This window comes from Sutcliffiella rhizosphaerae (assembly GCF_917563925.1).
In the GTDB taxonomy this organism is placed as follows: domain Bacteria; phylum Bacillota; class Bacilli; order Bacillales; family Bacillaceae_I; genus Sutcliffiella_A; species Sutcliffiella_A rhizosphaerae.
In genome coordinates this window covers 20,234-37,263 of record NZ_CAKJTJ010000033.1, presented here as the reverse complement: position 1 = coordinate 37,263, position 17,030 = coordinate 20,234, and the positions used below count along the sequence as shown (strand labels likewise).

Annotated in this window: 12 protein-coding genes and 1 CRISPR repeat array; of the genes, 9 read left to right on the top strand and 3 right to left on the bottom strand. The window is 40.5% G+C overall.

Annotated elements, in window-relative coordinates; all coding sequences use genetic code 11:
* Positions 1–121 precede the first annotated feature (121 nt).
* Entirely contained in the window at positions 122–931 is an 810-nt protein-coding gene (locus LRP81_RS19185; protein ID WP_230504139.1) for a hypothetical protein, read from the top strand.
* Between the two features lie 60 nt (positions 932–991).
* Complete coding sequence (locus LRP81_RS19180; protein WP_230504137.1) at positions 992–1,387, top strand: DUF3221 domain-containing protein; 396 nt, start codon at positions 992–994, stop codon at positions 1,385–1,387.
* A gap of 54 nt (positions 1,388–1,441) precedes the next feature.
* On the opposite strand, the gene LRP81_RS19175 is transcribed toward LRP81_RS19180, so the two are convergent.
* Both LRP81_RS19175 and LRP81_RS19170 read right to left on the bottom strand, forming a co-directional pair.
* Positions 1,442–1,684, bottom strand: a complete 243-nt coding sequence (locus LRP81_RS19175; RefSeq protein ID WP_230504135.1) for a sporulation protein YunB — start codon at positions 1,682–1,684, stop codon at positions 1,442–1,444.
* Positions 1,685–1,734: 50 nt separating this feature from the next.
* Positions 1,735–2,019: a hypothetical protein gene (locus tag LRP81_RS19170; protein WP_230504133.1), complete on the bottom strand. Its 285-nt coding sequence runs from the start codon at positions 2,017–2,019 to the stop codon at positions 1,735–1,737.
* Between the two features lie 409 nt (positions 2,020–2,428).
* Between LRP81_RS19170 and cas3 the strand changes: the two genes are divergently transcribed.
* The 7 genes from cas3 to cas2 all read left to right on the top strand — a co-directional run bounded on the left by cas3 (position 2,429) and on the right by cas2 (position 10,507).
* Positions 2,429–4,849, top strand: a complete 2,421-nt coding sequence (gene cas3 / locus LRP81_RS19165) for a CRISPR-associated helicase Cas3' (RefSeq protein WP_317987100.1) — start codon at positions 2,429–2,431, stop codon at positions 4,847–4,849.
* Between the two features lie 184 nt (positions 4,850–5,033).
* A complete protein-coding gene (gene cas5c, locus LRP81_RS19160; protein ID WP_230504128.1) occupies positions 5,034–5,741 on the top strand; it encodes a type I-C CRISPR-associated protein Cas5c in 708 nt (235 codons plus the stop codon).
* Positions 5,742–7,664, top strand: coding sequence for a type I-C CRISPR-associated protein Cas8c/Csd1 (cas8c, locus tag LRP81_RS19155; protein WP_230504126.1), 1,923 nt, complete (start codon positions 5,742–5,744; stop codon positions 7,662–7,664).
* Entirely contained in the window at positions 7,664–8,527 is an 864-nt protein-coding gene (gene cas7c, locus LRP81_RS19150) for a type I-C CRISPR-associated protein Cas7/Csd2 (protein ID WP_230504124.1), read from the top strand. The genes cas8c and cas7c overlap by 1 nt, the downstream gene beginning before the upstream one ends.
* Entirely contained in the window at positions 8,517–9,176 is a 660-nt protein-coding gene (gene cas4, locus LRP81_RS19145) for a CRISPR-associated protein Cas4 (protein ID WP_230504122.1), read from the top strand. Before cas7c ends, cas4 begins: the two co-directional genes overlap by 11 nt.
* Complete coding sequence (gene cas1c, locus LRP81_RS19140) at positions 9,173–10,204, top strand: type I-C CRISPR-associated endonuclease Cas1c (RefSeq protein WP_230504121.1); 1,032 nt, start codon at positions 9,173–9,175, stop codon at positions 10,202–10,204. The genes cas4 and cas1c overlap by 4 nt, the downstream gene beginning before the upstream one ends.
* 12 nt (positions 10,205–10,216) lie before the next feature.
* Complete coding sequence (cas2, locus tag LRP81_RS19135) at positions 10,217–10,507, top strand: CRISPR-associated endonuclease Cas2 (protein ID WP_230504119.1); 291 nt, start codon at positions 10,217–10,219, stop codon at positions 10,505–10,507.
* A gap of 158 nt (positions 10,508–10,665) precedes the next feature.
* Positions 10,666–15,470: a CRISPR direct-repeat array (repeat unit 32 nt; unit sequence GTCGCACTCTATATGGGTGCGTGGATTGAAAT).
* A gap of 188 nt (positions 15,471–15,658) precedes the next feature.
* On the opposite strand, the gene LRP81_RS19130 is transcribed toward cas2, so the two are convergent.
* A complete protein-coding gene (locus LRP81_RS19130; RefSeq protein WP_230504117.1) occupies positions 15,659–16,864 on the bottom strand; it encodes an IS4 family transposase in 1,206 nt (401 codons plus the stop codon).
* Positions 16,865–17,030: the final 166 nt, after the last annotated feature.

Sequence of the window (17,030 nt, the reverse complement as noted above, 5' to 3'; positions counted from 1 at the left end):
TATTATCATTATCTAGAAATATCTTGAGACGTCCAAGCATTATGCAAGTCGCTCAATTAAAAAGAAGGAAGATTTTAGCTCTGCAGAAGGGCTTAAACATATAATACGAGGAGGAAATGTATTGAATTATAATAAATACTTTCAGGTTATTTTATTGGCAGGTTGTTTAATGATCACGGGTTGTGCTGCGAGTGAAATTAGTAGAGTAAATGAGTTGGAGGTTACGGGGAAAACATCACCAACAAAAATAAATGATATCGAAAGTGATGAGGCAGTAACCGAGGTCAATGGTCAAAAGGGTGGGGGAGAAAATTGTCCTGACGCTGAAATCTCTTACATAGATGCGTTAATGTTAAATGATATTAATTACCACAGTGATTACCCTGGGTACGATGCTGAGAAAAATGACATAACGGTAGAAGAGGAAAACGAGATAGGGATAGTTGATTATACATTGTACGGTAGTGCGTGTGCTCACTATAAAATGACAAACGGGGACGCTACATTTTTACCAGAAGGAACTCCTATATACAGTGTCAAAGGGTATCCATCATCGTTTATTGTAGCTGCAGCTGGCAAAATTTATGTAGCAGATATGAATAATAATGCGAATACTGCTGGAGAATTACAACCTTTAAAAGGGCTAGTAAAAGAAATATATTTTGAAAGTGCCGAAGATGGAAGAAAGCTAAACTCTTTCTCACCACAATCCTTGGAGGAGTTTGTCGAGGTGTGGGAAACACTAAAAAAAGAAGAACATGAAGTGCTATATAGAAATAATAGCTTTGAAGGAGAAAGAGTATTTATGCGCTTAATGCTTCATAATGGTGCTTCTTTCCGACTGGTGTATTGGTCAGATACAAACACGTTTAGTAACGGGATAATAGGAAATGAGCGTATCCAAGAAATACTCCTTAATGAACTACAATAGATCATTCCGCTTGGTGTATCTATCTACTAACCCTAAACTTTAAAGTAAGGGGGGACTCAGTTGTCTAAGATTCAACTATATACAAGGTTATTTATCGCTTGTTCCTGCGTTTTTGTCTTTTCAATAATGGTTAACGAACTTATGCCTCAAAAAAGAACGCCAATAGAGTTAAAAGCACTTCCCGGGAATCTTGATTATTTTATATTAGAAGGTTACGTCTATTCAAAAGGATTCAATTCTATTAAAATAGCAGATGAGCCTGTAGGATTAGGAGATAGGTTGGTAGGTAATGTTACTGGCCCGATTATTGTAAGTAAACACAGTGACGCAGAAGATGTGCACATGTTTAAGGGAATAAAAATAAATCAAAAAGTACGTATATATGGTGATAATTTCAGAGAATCATATCCAGCTCAAACTTCCGCTTATTATGTGGAATTAATAGAAGACGACTAGTTATATGTAAAGGACTCCGTGTTGAAAATGTCGGAGTCCTTTTAATTGCTTTGTTTATTCATCGTCCTCTTCTTCCGGTGGCATGATGACAGGGGCAAATTGCCCATTGCCGCCACCTCCATGATAATATTGAGGTACTTTTCCTTGAATAAATAAATCGCCTATTTTCACGGTGTTGGCGACCTTTATTGGTTCGGATATAAAGGGAATGATGACATTAACCTGTAGGCTTACATCTACATACACTTCAAGGTAGGTGTCATTAATGCCTAGTTCTCTGATCTTTGTTCGACACAAATGCGTTCATCAGATTCTTCTACCAATTGATCAGCTGCGTATAAATAATATCAGCGTTCTACAGTCGTATAAGGAAGTTGGTACTCATGCGAAACATCCATGATACCCTGACAACGTTTTACAATTTTGTTGACGAGTACTGCTAATTCCATCCAAAGAACGCCAATATTCCAAGCATACTCATGTCTAAAAAGTCGTCGTGATTGTTCGTGACGTATCGTTTTCCCTTGACAAATCGGACATAGGATTGTTTGTGAATCAACTTTTACTGGAAAAACGTTTGGTCCTTCATTTGGCAATGATATCGTAAAAATAGATGGTAATGGTAAAATCAATTTGATAAACTTGGGATACAAAGCGAAAACTCCTCTCGTGGTTTGTCTCGACAACAATTACGATACGTGAGTTTTCGCTTTTATTATATAGTTAAAATGTCATATTTTTGAATTTTTAGTAAATCAACCCCGGATTTCGGTGATGAACCTATATATAGGTGTTAATCTAGTTATGTTATATACTTTCTAAGATGTGATTCACACTTTTAACATCAAGAATTAGATATATATGTATGTAGTTTCTAAGTCTTTGTAAGCGTTATATATTTTCCAAGTAGAGTGTGAATTATATGTAAGATTTCATTTCAAAGATCTAAACTTAAAAGTGTCCTTTTCAGGTTATATACCGTATAGCTGATAGTTGTAGGGCCAAAATTTAATGAATTTAATTTATTGGGAGGTTAAACGCTTGTACATAGCACATATTCGTCAAAAGGACGACGTTAAGCAAACTGTCAGAGAACATTTATTAGAATGTAAGACTTTATCTGAATCTTATGGTGAACACCTGGGTTTGAAACATTTAGCTGGTCTTGGGGGACTGCTGCATGATGTAGGGAAATATAGTAATAAGTTTTTGTGTTATCTGACGCAGGCTGTGTATGATCCAGAAAATGCCCCCGCGAGAGGGTCTGTTGATCACTCTACTGCAGGTGGGAAACTATTGTTTGAGCGATATCATATCGATGGGAAAAACCCGTATTACCAGCTAGTTGCTGAGGTAGTTGGGAATGCGATTATTTCGCACCATTCTTCCTTGCAAGATTTTTCTAATGACCGGCTTGAGTCGCCTTACCTGAAGCGGGTAGAAGAAAAGGAAGTTTATGAATTTCAGGATATTAAGGAACGTTTTTTTCAAGAGGTTATGTCTGAAGATAAGTTAGACAAGTACGTGGAGATGGCAGCGGGAGAACTTCAAAGTTGTTTATCTGCATGTAAAAAGGAGGATATAGCAAAACAGCTATATTTTTTAACTAGATTCGTATTCAGTGCACTGGTTGATGCGGACCGTACGAATACACGTCAGTTTGAAGACAATTGGAAAGATGACTCCGTGGACAGCATGGCTCTTTTTGAAAGGTATGATGAAAGGCTTGAACGTAAGATTCAGAGTTTGCGGTGTGAGAGCGATGACACGGTTATTAATCAGTTAAGGCAGAAGATGTCTGATAAGTGTGCAGAGGCTGCCGATCTGCCTTCTGATATTTATACACTGTCAATTCCGACAGGCGGAGGGAAAACGTTGGCAAGTCTCAGGTATGCACTGAAGCATGCATTGAAGTTTAAAAAGAAACGAATTATTTATGTGGTGCCCTTTACAACGATTATTGAACAGAATGCAGCAGAAGTTTGCAGTATTCTCGGAGACTGGACTCACATTATTGAGCATCACAGTAATGTCATTGATGCTGATGAGGAAAACGAGTTTACGGAAGGATCCTATACGAATCAGGAGAAAGTAAAGCTTGCGAGGGATAACTGGGATTCTCCTGTGATATTTACGACGATGGTGCAATTTCTTGAGGCATTTTACGGGCATGGAAGCCGTTCAGCTAGAAGGCTACACAATTTATGTGAGGCAGTCGTGATTTTTGATGAGGTGCAGAAAGTTCCAACAAAATCGGTCACATTGTTTAATCAGGCTTTGAACTTTCTGAAGTATACGGGAAAATCAAGTTTGCTGCTTTGTACAGCTACGCAGCCAGCACTTGATTTTGTGGAAGGGCGACTGGAGATTGGTTCAGACCATGAGCTGGTTCCAGACTTACAAAAGGTGGAAGTTGCGTTCAAACGTACGAATATGGTCGATATGACTGGAGAAGGTACTTATGCGACAAATGAATTAGCAGATTTTGCAATGTCACAGCTTGATAAGGAAAACAGTGTGCTTGTTATATTAAATACGAAAAGTGTTGTAAAGAAGCTTTACCTTGAGCTGAAGGAGAGGAATCTACCGGTAGAACTCTATCATTTGAGTACCTCTATGTGTGCATCTCATCGGAAGGATGTTCTTAGAGAGATTCGGGATATGCTTGAAAAAGGAGAACAGCTTATTTGTGTCACGACACAGTTGATCGAAGCGGGTGTGGATGTTGATTTCGGCTGTGTGATTCGTTCGTTGGCAGGGCTGGATTCGATTGCCCAAGCTGCCGGAAGATGCAATCGACATGGTAAGCAGGAAATAAAAAATGTGTATATCATCGATCATGCTGAAGAGGATGTCAGTAAAATGCCAGATGTGGCGCGCGGAAAAGAAATCACGGCCAGACTGCTGAGAGTAATGGAAAAGGATAAAACACTTTTTAAAGGCAATATGCTTTCCAATCAGGCGATGACACGTTACTTTAAAGAGTTTTATACCGTTCAGGAATCGGTATTAATGTACCCTCTTTACTCGTTAGGAACTTCTATTTCGGAGATTTTGTTTTCAACACCTTTTAACCATCCGTTTATCCGTCAAATGAAACATCAGCTTCATAAGCAGTCAAGAACCTTTATGTCCTCAAGTTTCATGTTGGCTTCCATGCATTTTCAGGTAATTGACCGTCATACATACACTGTCCTAGTTCCGTATGACCATGAGGCAAAGGAGATGATCGCTGACTTAAACGGAAAACAGCAGATAGAAGACTTGTCGAGGCTCATGATAAAAGGGCAGCAGTATACGGTCAATGTTCACAAATGGGAGAAAGATCTTTTAGCAAAGCAGGGGATGCTGATTAGTTATTTGGATGGGAGCATTCTTGCAATGGTTGATAATGGATATAGCGCAGAATTCGGGTTGGATGTTAATGGAGAAGGAGTGAATTCAGAAGCCTATTATATTTGATAAGCTTCTGATTCTGTTCCTTATTTTTTACTATATTTTTCAATCCACGCAATAAAAATGCGACAGTTATAGTATAACATATGGATCGGATTTTTTCTTAATTCATATATTAAAAAATAAGTAGATTGACAAAATGGATAGACATGGTTATAGTTTGAATTATCAGAATAAATGGAGGTGACCTATGAGAAATGCTATTGAGTTTGAACTGACAGGAAATTATGCCTTGTTTACAGATCCTCTTACAAAATTAGGAGGAGAAAAGCTCAGTTATCAAATTCCTACGTACGAGGCATTAAAGGGGATTGTAAGCTCCATTTACTGGAAGCCCACTTTAATTATGGTAGTGGACAAAATTCGGATCATGAACCCAATTCAAATGGAATCAAAGGGAATTAGGCCGATTGAGTACGGGGGAGGGAATACTCTGGCAAATTATACGTACCTCAGAGATGTTAGGTACAGAGTGAAAGCGCATTTTGAGTTTAACGAACACCGCCCGGAGTTAGCCTACGACCGAAATGAAAACAAGCATCATAATATCATGAAGAGAGCATTAAAAGCTGGGGGGAGACGTGATATTTTCCTTGGTGCCCGAGAGTGTCAGGGGTATGTTGAACCGTGTGCGTTTGATGAAGGGGAAGGATATTATGACCATTCCGATTTGACGTTTGGCACGATGGTTCATGGCTTTAATTATCCGGATGAAACCGGAAAGGACGAGTTATCTGTCAGATTGTGGACTCCTGTGATGAAGAATGGTGTCATCACCTTTTTCAAACCGGAAGAGTGTAAACTAGTCAGGTATATTAAGCCGATGACCAAAAAAGGTTTTGGAGAATCGTCGATGGAATCGGTTGAGTCCTTATCCAATCGTCTTGGAGGTGAGTAAATGAGCTGGCTTCTGGATCTATATAACACGTATAAGAACAACAGTGTTGAGGTTGGAAAAGTCATCCCCAAATACAATGGGGGTGAGTACACGCTCCTACCTATTGCCCACACCACCCAGACCGCCCATGTAGAAGTAACAGTCGGATCAGACGGACAATTTATAGGAGCAGCGGTCATTGAAAAAGGACTGGGGAACACGCTTATCCCTACCACAGAAAACTCGGCTAGCCGTGCAGGAAAGGCTTCTTTTCCCTATCCCCTTCACGACAAGCTAGCTTATACAGCAGGAGATTATCAGAAATATCTTGGGATTGACAGGACCAAGGAATTTAATGATTATTTGACTCAGCTTAAAGGGTGGGCAGATTCCAAATACAGTCATCCGAAGATAGTCAGTATTTATAATTATGTAAAAAAAGGTACGCTTATTGAAGACCTAATACAGTCAAAAGTGTTACATGTTGATCAGAATCAACAGCTGATCGGAAAATGGGATAGTCGGTATGAAGAGGTACTTGGAGAGAAGCCGGAAATTTTCAAGGTGGTTACTGCCGGACAGGAGGCTACCTTTGTCCGTTTTAATGTATATGATCCTTCCATAGAAGATTTTAAAAAGGTTTGGAATGATCCAGAGGTGTTTAAATCTTATATTGATTATAACCATGACATGCTTGGAGATTACGATTTGTGTTATGTTTCTGGTGAATTTCTTCCTTCCGTTACAAAGCATGCCAATAAGATCCGTAATTCAGGGGACAAAGCGAAATTAATTTCAGCGAATGATAGCAACGGTTTTACATTCAGAGGTCGGTTTGATAAAAGCACTGAAGCGGCAGCAATCAGTTTTGATGTGTCTCAGAAATCACATAACGCATTAAAATGGCTCATTAACAAGCAGGGAATATTCATGGATAATCGGGTGTTTATCTTCTGGCAATATGATGCGAAAGAATTACCGAGTCCGCTTAATGATACGCTCGATCTTGCCGCAATTTTTGGGGAGGAAGAAAAAGCGGATATCGGCTTTACGAACGAAGGATATGCAAGGATGATTCATCAAGCAATGAAAGGCTATCGGAAACATGTGAAGTCCAAATCGAATATCAATGTTTTAGTGCTTGATTCTGCGACGACAGGAAGAATGTCAGTTCAGTATTACCGCAATATGGATCAGGAACGGTACTTTGCCCAAATTGAAAAGTGGCATCTGACCTGTGCATGGCTGCATCGCTACAGAAAGGATAAGGATGGTAGGCCTGTTCAGTTTATGGGGGCTCCTTCATCTAGAGATATTGCGTTAGCAGCATATGGTCCAAGAGTCAGCGACAAAGTGGTGAAAGGACTGATGGAAAGACTTTTGCCGTGTGTACTAGACGGGCGCATTCTTCCGCTTGATATCATTAGGAGTACGATAAACAGAGCCTCCAATCCAGTTTCAATGGAACACTGGGAATGGGAGAAGACACTTGGCATTGCGTGCGCACTCATTTCCCGAAAGAACTGGGAACGCAACAAATTAGCTTACAAGATTGAGGAGGGTATTGATGTGAGAGTACGTGAAGAGGAAGATAGTCGTGATTACTTGTTTGGCAGATTACTGGCTGTAGCAGATGTGTTGGAAAGGTCCGCACTTGGAAAGGACGAAACACGTGCGACGAATGCGATTAGATATATGAGTGCTTTTTCAAAAAACCCGATGCGCACGTGGGGAGTTATCCAATCGGCTTTACTCCCTTACCAAGCAAAGCTCGGATCCAAAGCTGGCTATTACTCCAAACAAATAGATGATATTGCATCGAGAATTTCAATGGAGGAATTCACAAACCGTCCGCTATCGGAGGAATATCTGCTCGGATTTTACAGTCAGCGTTATGATTTATATCAGCCTAAAACGGCAAAACCTGTAGGGGAGGAAATATAATGTCAACACTTGATAAAAAAATTGATTTCTCAGTAGTCCTGTCCGTTTCAAAGTCAAATCCAAACGGAGATCCCTTAAATGGAAACCGTCCGCGTCAAAACTATGACGGACATGGTGAAATTTCGGATGTTGCGATCAAAAGGAAGATTCGTAACCGGCTTCAGGATATGGGGGAAAAGGTATTTGTACAATCAAACGATCGCAAAACAGACGAGTTTGGCAGTTTAAAAGAAAGAGCAGAATCCAATGAAGTGTTGGCAAATATTATAAAGTCAAAGCAGAGCCAAAATCATGTGTTTGCCGCTATGGCTTGTAAAGAGTGGATTGATGTACGGGCATTTGGCCAAGTGTTTGCCTATAAAGGGGCTGCATCTGGTGGTGGTGTGTCTGTTGGAGTGAGAGGGCCGGTTTCCATTCATCCAGCAACAAGTGTGGATCCAGTTGATATTACGAGTGTACAGATTACTAAAAGTGTGAATTCAGAGCCCGGGAAAGAGCGCGGATCTGACACGATGGGTATGAAGCATCGTGTGGAATTTGGCTTATACGTACTGCATGGTAGCATCAACGTTCAGCTTTCAGAAAAAACGGGTTTCACTTGGGAGGACGCTGACAAACTAAAACAGGCGCTTGTGACACTTTTTGAAAATGATGCATCCTCAGCCAGACCAGAGGGTTCTATGGAGGTACATAAAGTATACTGGCACCAACATGAATCAAAGCTCGGTCAATATTCATCTGCCAAAGTGCACCGAGCACTTGTCATACAAAGCCTGAGTGATGAACCAAAATCCATTGAGGATTACGAAATTACAGTTAATCATCTAGATGGATTGAATACAGAGGAACTTGATGGTCAATAAAGATGAGTTGGACTACCTTATGCTGTCCGGTATTCAGCACTTTGAATTTTGTAAACGGCAATGGGCACTCATCCATGTTGAACAGCAGTGGGAAGAGAATGTAAAAACAGTGGAAGGCCAGCATGTGCATCGCACTGCTGACCGTCCATTTGTAAGGGAAAAAAGGCATAGCAAGCTTGTTGTCAGGGCAATGCCTATTCAATCGCGGTCCATGGGGGTCACAGGCATTTGTGATGTCGTCGAATTTATTGAACATGACTCAGGAATTGAATTGCATGGAGCAGAAGGAAGGTATATCCCTGTTCCAATTGAATATAAACGGGGGAAACCCAAGAAGGGTGACGAAGACCTTTTACAGCTAACTGCCCAGGCTATATGTCTTGAAGAAATGCTTGTATGTGAAATTAAATCAGGCTATTTTTATTATGATGAAATCAAACATCGTGAAGAAGTGATCTTTACTCAGTCTCTGCGTGAAAAGGTAAGAAATGTCTTTGAAGAAATGCACCAGTATTATGACAGACGGTATACACCAAAAGTGAAAACAGGGAAATTTTGTAACAATTGCTCGCTGCAGCATATATGTCTGCCTAGACTGATGACAAAAGAATCTGTCGCAAGCTACCTGGAAAGGAAGCTAAACGAATGAAAAAACTATTAAACTCATTATATGTGACTCAGCCGGATGCCTATTTGTCACTAGATGGAGAAAATGTCGTTATATCCATTGAACAGCAAAAGGCAGGGAGAATTCCACTTCATAATTTACAATCTATTGTTACCTTTGGTTACACAGGTGTCAGCCCTGCGTTGCTTGGACACTGTGCTGAAAAAAACATTTCTATTGTGTTTATGAAACAGTCTGGCAGATTTTTAGCCAGAGTGACAGGGGAAAGCAGAGGGAACGTCACCCTGCGTAAGAAGCAATATATCGTTTCAGAAGATGAAAAACAGTCTGCCCTGCTAGCAAGAAATTTTCTCATTGGCAAGGTATACAACAATAAGTGGATTCTTGAAAGAGCTACAAGAGACAATGCGCTAAGAGTGGATGTCACTAAAATGAAAGGGATTTCAGCAACGCTGTCTTCGGTTATAATGGAGATAAAAAAATGCGAAGATTTACAGTTGTTAAGAGGATGGGAAGGGCACGCAGCAACTTGTTATAATAGAGTATTTGACGATCTCATTCTGCAGCAAAAAGATCAATTTTACTTCAAAAGCCGAAGCAGACGTCCACCACTTGATAAAGTCAATGCACTATTGTCATTCGCCTACACTCTGCTGGCAAATGATACAGCAGCTGCACTTGAAGCAGTCGGGCTGGACAGCTATGTGGGATTTCTCCATCGAGACAGACCAGGACGAGCATCGTTATCGTTAGACGTGATGGAAGAGCTTAGAGGCGTATTTGCAGATCGATTTGTATTGTCTATGATCAATAAAAAAGAAATTCAGCCACGTGATTTCATTGTAAAAGAAAATCAGGCAGTTCTGTTAACCGATGAGGGACGAAAAAAGTTTATAAAAGCATGGCAACAAAAGAAACAGGAAAAAATTACTCACCCATTTTTAGGAGAAAAAATCGAGTGGGGTCTTGTTCCCCATGTACAAGCGCTACTGCTTGCAAGAACATTAAGAGGAGATCTGGATCAATATCCCCCATTTCTATGGAAGTAGGTGAAACGCAAAGTGCTCATTCTTGTCACGTACGATGTTAACACAACCAGCGAAGGGGGCAAAAAACGATTAAGAAAAGTAGCAAAATCCTGTCAAAACTATGGCCAGCGTGTGCAAAACTCAGTGTTCGAATGCCAGGTAGACTCGACCCAGTTTGCTTCCTTGAAAATCGAACTGATTTCACTAATAGACCCATCAAAGGATAGCCTGCGTTTTTACCAGATGGGAAATAATTACAAAACAAAAGTTGAACACATCGGAGCAAAAGAATCCATTGATGTAGAAGAACCGCTTATCTTTTAGTGCGAACCCGAAGCTCGCATGAATTTCCCGGTAGATTCGCACCAAAATTTTGTGGTATTAAATATGAAATGTTCCATTTTACTCTCGAAAATGAAATAATGGTGTCTTTAAATGGAATAAAATGTAATTTTACAGGGTTAAAAGTCATTAATTTGGCTGTCGCACTCTATATGGGTGCGTGGATTGAAATCAAAATAAAAGGATTTTCACCACAGCCCGAAAATTGTCGCACTCTATATGGGTGCGTGGATTGAAATCTTAGACGATGTTACGATTGTCTCTGTCCCAACATGTCGCACTCTATATGGGTGCGTGGATTGAAATTATCTTTTCGAATGCATTAGACACACTTAAAACGTCGCACTCTATATGGGTGCGTGGATTGAAATACTTGGTATAAATCATGTGCTGCAAGTAAACCTAGTCGCACTCTATATGGGTGCGTGGATTGAAATTCTCACCTTATGACTTTAAGACAGGGTAATAGAGTCGCACTCTATATGGGTGCGTGGATTGAAATATATAGACATGCCTCTTGATGGTAAGGAATTTGTGTCGCACTCTATATGGGTGCGTGGATTGAAATCTGATGGAGCATTAGTCCCACTAGTATGAAGCTGGTCGCACTCTATATGGGTGCGTGGATTGAAATACAGCATTCTCTCTAAGTAACTCAACTTTAAATAGTCGCACTCTATATGGGTGCGTGGATTGAAATATTTGAGATAAGTCGCCCAGGTATTAAGGAATACACGTCGCACTCTATATGGGTGCGTGGATTGAAATTAGTAGACGAACGTAACGCATGGTACTCTCTTACTGTCGCACTCTATATGGGTGCGTGGATTGAAATAACATATAAAACTGGTAGTTTGTTGGGTTAACAGGTGGTCGCACTCTATATGGGTGCGTGGATTGAAATATTAGGAGGATAATATGGCAACGTTACAGTTTTGTCGCACTCTATATGGGTGCGTGGATTGAAATCTCTCTGTCTAACCTCCATACGACCTGTTCCACCCGTCGCACTCTATATGGGTGCGTGGATTGAAATAGATTACGATGACCACTAAGGAGGCGATTACGTGTCGCACTCTATATGGGTGCGTGGATTGAAATATAGGAAATGAGACCACTGATACCGGTATATTGGTCGCACTCTATATGGGTGCGTGGATTGAAATATCGAATACAGCGAAGATGATATCATGAAAACCTGTCGCACTCTATATGGGTGCGTGGATTGAAATTCCGCTGCATTTGCTTTTAACTGAGCTCCACTTTGTCGCACTCTATATGGGTGCGTGGATTGAAATAACAACTATAACCGTAGCAGCATATGCGTCTCCTAGTCGCACTCTATATGGGTGCGTGGATTGAAATATCAAATGAATGTTAGAAATGATTCTGATATAGATGTCGCACTCTATATGGGTGCGTGGATTGAAATTATTGAGTGGAGGTATTTAAAGGAGGTGGATATGTCGCACTCTATATGGGTGCGTGGATTGAAATAATGCTGGTGGTGGCAATGGCTTTGAATGTATACGTCGCACTCTATATGGGTGCGTGGATTGAAATAGGAGGAAATTTATGTGGTTGTAGAAGCGACTACGTCGCACTCTATATGGGTGCGTGGATTGAAATTGGTGCTTTAAGTCCTCTTAACTTATTCGTTACAGTCGCACTCTATATGGGTGCGTGGATTGAAATAATTAAGAACCGGGGGGAGACATTTTTGGAAAGTGTCGCACTCTATATGGGTGCGTGGATTGAAATAACCATAACATGACATTTGAGTTATACCGAGATGGTCGCACTCTATATGGGTGCGTGGATTGAAATAATTAAGAACCGGGGGGAGACATTTTTGGAAAGTGTCGCACTCTATATGGGTGCGTGGATTGAAATACATGTATTAATAAATCACTTACACTTATTTCAGTCGCACTCTATATGGGTGCGTGGATTGAAATTGATATCTGGTCAGCTATTAGCAACCCGAGACAACGTCGCACTCTATATGGGTGCGTGGATTGAAATAAAAGTTTTTAGATATCATAGAAGCTTCTAGAGGTCGCACTCTATATGGGTGCGTGGATTGAAATAATGAAAGAGTCGAATTATTGACTCTTTTTTTGGTCGCACTCTATATGGGTGCGTGGATTGAAATCAAATGACTATTTGCTATCAAATCGGACCCTATGTCGCACTCTATATGGGTGCGTGGATTGAAATAAAATGTCATTTTTATTTGACACGTTCTTTCAACGTCGCACTCTATATGGGTGCGTGGATTGAAATTGACAGGTGAATACGATATATGTACCGTGTTTGGTCGCACTCTATATGGGTGCGTGGATTGAAATTATTCGAAAACTATCAAGGGATATTGATTATAGATGTCGCACTCTATATGGGTGCGTGGATTGAAATATAAAATTCCTATGGTGGACAAACAAAAGCTCCTTGGGTCGCACTCTATATGGGTGCGTGGATTGAAATTTACTTGCTCCATAGCGTGCCTTAAATCATCATGTCGCACTCTATATGGGTGCGTGGATTGAAATATGGAAGGTAAATGGGGGATGATTATTGATGTGTCGCACTCTATATGGGTGCGTGGATTGAAATCTCCTAAACCAAACTGCTGTATGAGACTCAGTCCGTCGCACTCTATATGGGTGCGTGGATTGAAATTTGTTAATCGCATCAGAAATAGCCTCTGCTTCGTGTCGCACTCTATATGGGTGCGTGGATTGAAATCATAGAAGAGAGTTTAAACAACGCCCAGCTAGTAGTCGCACTCTATATGGGTGCGTGGATTGAAATACTACTGGGGATAGTATTGAATTTATGTTTGACCGTCGCACTCTATATGGGTGCGTGGATTGAAATATTTCTAAAGACCCCAACCTTAGAAGAAAATAAACGTCGCACTCTATATGGGTGCGTGGATTGAAATTGGACAGATCATTTGGTACACATATGGGACAGAAATGTCGCACTCTATATGGGTGCGTGGATTGAAATTGATACCTTTACTCATAGTTCACCATTTTGGAGAGTCGCACTCTATATGGGTGCGTGGATTGAAATAGTTTAGTGATGGGACTGTTCAACAAACAAGTCCTGTCGCACTCTATATGGGTGCGTGGATTGAAATTAAATACAAGTCAGTTATTGAAAGTGACAATCAACGTCGCACTCTATATGGGTGCGTGGATTGAAATAGTTTGAAGAATTTCCTTTACTCGATACGACGCAAGTCGCACTCTATATGGGTGCGTGGATTGAAATCAGTAACTTCCAGCGTGACGGCGGTCATGCTCTGGGTCGCACTCTATATGGGTGCGTGGATTGAAATTTATAACCTAACCTCTCCATAGTGGAGAGGTAGTGGTTGTCGCACTCTATATGGGTGCGTGGATTGAAATCAAACCTCCTATAAGCTAAATCCAAAAGCGATAAGTGTCGCACTCTATATGGGTGCGTGGATTGAAATTGCTATAAGGGGACTTTTAGTTTTTTTAGAATGGGTCGCACTCTATATGGGTGCGTGGATTGAAATAAAAAAACACAAGCAAGTCAAGCATTTTACAACTGTCGCACTCTATATGGGTGCGTGGATTGAAATTGTATTATATTGAACTTGTTTTGCAATATAGTTGTCGCACTCTATATGGGTGCGTGGATTGAAATAGTAAAATCTTGCATACAATTTAACGCCTTTTCTGTCGCACTCTATATGGGTGCGTGGATTGAAATAATGCACGGTGGTGTTGAAATTGATAAGTTAGTCTGTCGCACTCTATATGGGTGCGTGGATTGAAATTTGTTCTGGAATTAGAAATTGGCAAATTTTCAAAGCGTCGCACTCTATATGGGTGCGTGGATTGAAATTCTAAGCTTTTTAATGCCTGGTCGTTCTAAGTATGTCGCACTCTATATGGGTGCGTGGATTGAAATCATTAGCCTTTACATCAAGAGTAGAGATCTGACTGTCGCACTCTATATGGGTGCGTGGATTGAAATACAAGTAAATATGTCAGAAGCGGACATTTTAGGTGTCGCACTCTATATGGGTGCGTGGATTGAAATTAGTTGATTGGCTCGGTTTAATAAATCGTCACCTTGTCGCACTCTATATGGGTGCGTGGATTGAAATGTTTTTGGCGTGGAGTGTACCCGACTCGCACATGGTCGCACTCTATATGGGTGCGTGGATTGAAATTGATAAGGCGGTCATTAACTGCATAAGGGGCTGGGTGTCGCACTCTATATGGGTGCGTGGATTGAAATCAAAAAACAATTTGCTACATAATTATCTGTTGTGTCGCACTCTATATGGGTGCGTGGATTGAAATAATGGGTAGATGGGACAGGTTACTGGGATAATGCTGTCGCACTCTATATGGGTGCGTGGATTGAAATTATTCTTGGGTTTGCACTTACAGTTGATTCTCCCGTCGCACTCTATATGGGTGCGTGGATTGAAATTCCGTCAGGCTGCCATCTGATATAGATATTGACAGTCGCACTCTATATGGGTGCGTGGATTGAAATCATAACTACCTCCAGCAAATACATTGTCAATGACGTCGCACTCTATATGGGTGCGTGGATTGAAATGATTTGCATATAGAAGTAAGCAAAGGTATATTAGTCGCACTCTATATGGGTGCGTGGATTGAAATCTGAACGTGAAGGTACATTGGAAAGGTCGCCTGTGTCGCACTCTATATGGGTGCGTGGATTGAAATATGGATTCCTTACAATGGTTACTTATGGGGTATTCGTCGCACTCTAAATGGGTGCGTGGATTGAAATAGTCGTCAGAGTTGTTGGTCCAAAACTTTGATGTCGTACTCTATATGGGTGCGTGGATTGAAATCGTGGATGAGACAGAAAAGGAAGAAGTGGTGGAGGGTGTCGCACTCTAAATGGGTGCGTGGATTGAAATACTACTGGTGTAATGGATCCTCTTTTGGCCATAATGTCACTAGCTTTGCAAAAAAAATTACAAAATATGGAAATGGATAACGAAGATTCTATTATTTTAAATAAATGTATATTTTTAACATGCTGTTTTCTATTCGATTTGAAAAAAGGGGACCTAGTCTTAGATAAAGACAAGTTTCCTATTTTTTACTATTTATTCGCTCGAAAATCCGAAAGAATGAACTTTACTGCTTTTAGTTTCTTTTTATGTTTTCTTGGTCGACCTGGCTTCCCTTTTTTCTTCCTAGGTGGTTTGTGCAAGCCTTCCACCAGGTAGTCCCATGGATGAAACCAATAGCATCTTACTTTTTTCAAGATATACGAGAGTGGTTTGTTTGTGGCCTTTAACTCCTCACGAACTAATTCGCATAGTGCATAGGCGATGATGGTGAGATAGATCTGGTTCCAAACTGCTTTCGGTTTATAGCTGTACCAATGAATGGTGGATAAATTTTGTTTTATCCACTTGAAGAACAGCTCTATAGCCCATCTTTGCCGGTATATTTCTCCGACTTCTTCTGCTTTTAAGTCCCACCGATTCGTAATAACACGGTACGTTCTATTTTCTTTATCGGTGTATTCGACAAGTCGAGCAGTAAATGTCTCCTCTGTTTTGACTACACGCATTTCTACTTTTGCATCCCGCGACACGATATTGTTTTCGGCTACTTCCCATTCCTCGATAATCTTAGTGCGACTGTTTGCTTTTATTCGAGCTACAAAAAATACGTCCTCTTTTATCCACGATTGAAAAAGTTCATAGTTAATGTAGCCTCGATCCATCACATAAGTTGTCTGCTTGTCTTCTATAAGAGAAGGGGCTACTTCTTGATCTGATACAGCAGCCGTCGAGGAAACAAATCGATTCGCAAAAGAAGTTTCTTGATTGTAGACCAAATACAACATATGTATTTTGATAGCATTTTTGTCTTTTTGGCAATATGCCCACTCGCCAGCCAATCTGGGCAAAGAGATTTCCGTAGAATCTAGTATACCGAGTTTCCCAAAAACAGGATTTACTGGGACGTTTCCTTTCTTTGCACGGACTTTTTCCAACAACCAAAAGGTTAGTTGGTGCAAGTACGCTCTAGGGAGCTTGGTGAGTTTGCGACACAGAGAGGAACCACTGACGTTCGGAAGACGCAAATAATCTTGTAACTCAGAGTTAGCTTTTAGATTCTCCGCTATTTCATCAAGAGAACCTCTCTTATGCAAAATCGCATCAAGAAACAGCATAATGGATTGTCCGGAAAGTAGTTTCTTCACATACGTATCAGAATAAGGACATCGAAAGTTTTTTAAATTAATTTTGGAAAAACACTTTTCAAAAACGGAAATGTTTGATAAGTTACTCATTGAGTCTCCTATTGTGAGTTATTTGAGCAACTTGTCTTTAACACTCACAATAGGATGTTTTTTTAGTTTTGTAAAGGAATAAAACACCATTATTGTAGCAATTTCCCTTTTTAATGCAAGGCTAGTGCCATAATGTCGCACTCTATATGGGTGTGTGGATTGAAAT

Excerpts from the sequence above, each read along its gene's own strand:
- cas5c (WP_230504128.1), top strand. The coding sequence starts at position 5,034 with ATGAGAAATGCTATTGAGTTTGAACTGACAGGAAATTATGCCTTGTTT.
- cas8c (WP_230504126.1), top strand. The coding sequence starts at position 5,742 with ATGAGCTGGCTTCTGGATCTATATAACACGTATAAGAACAACAGTGTT.
- cas7c (WP_230504124.1), top strand. The coding sequence starts at position 7,664 with ATGTCAACACTTGATAAAAAAATTGATTTCTCAGTAGTCCTGTCCGTT.
- cas4 (WP_230504122.1), top strand. The coding sequence starts at position 8,517 with ATGGTCAATAAAGATGAGTTGGACTACCTTATGCTGTCCGGTATTCAG.
- cas1c (WP_230504121.1), top strand. The coding sequence starts at position 9,173 with ATGAAAAAACTATTAAACTCATTATATGTGACTCAGCCGGATGCCTAT.
- LRP81_RS19130 (WP_230504117.1), bottom strand. The coding sequence starts at position 16,864 with ATGAGTAACTTATCAAACATTTCCGTTTTTGAAAAGTGTTTTTCCAAA.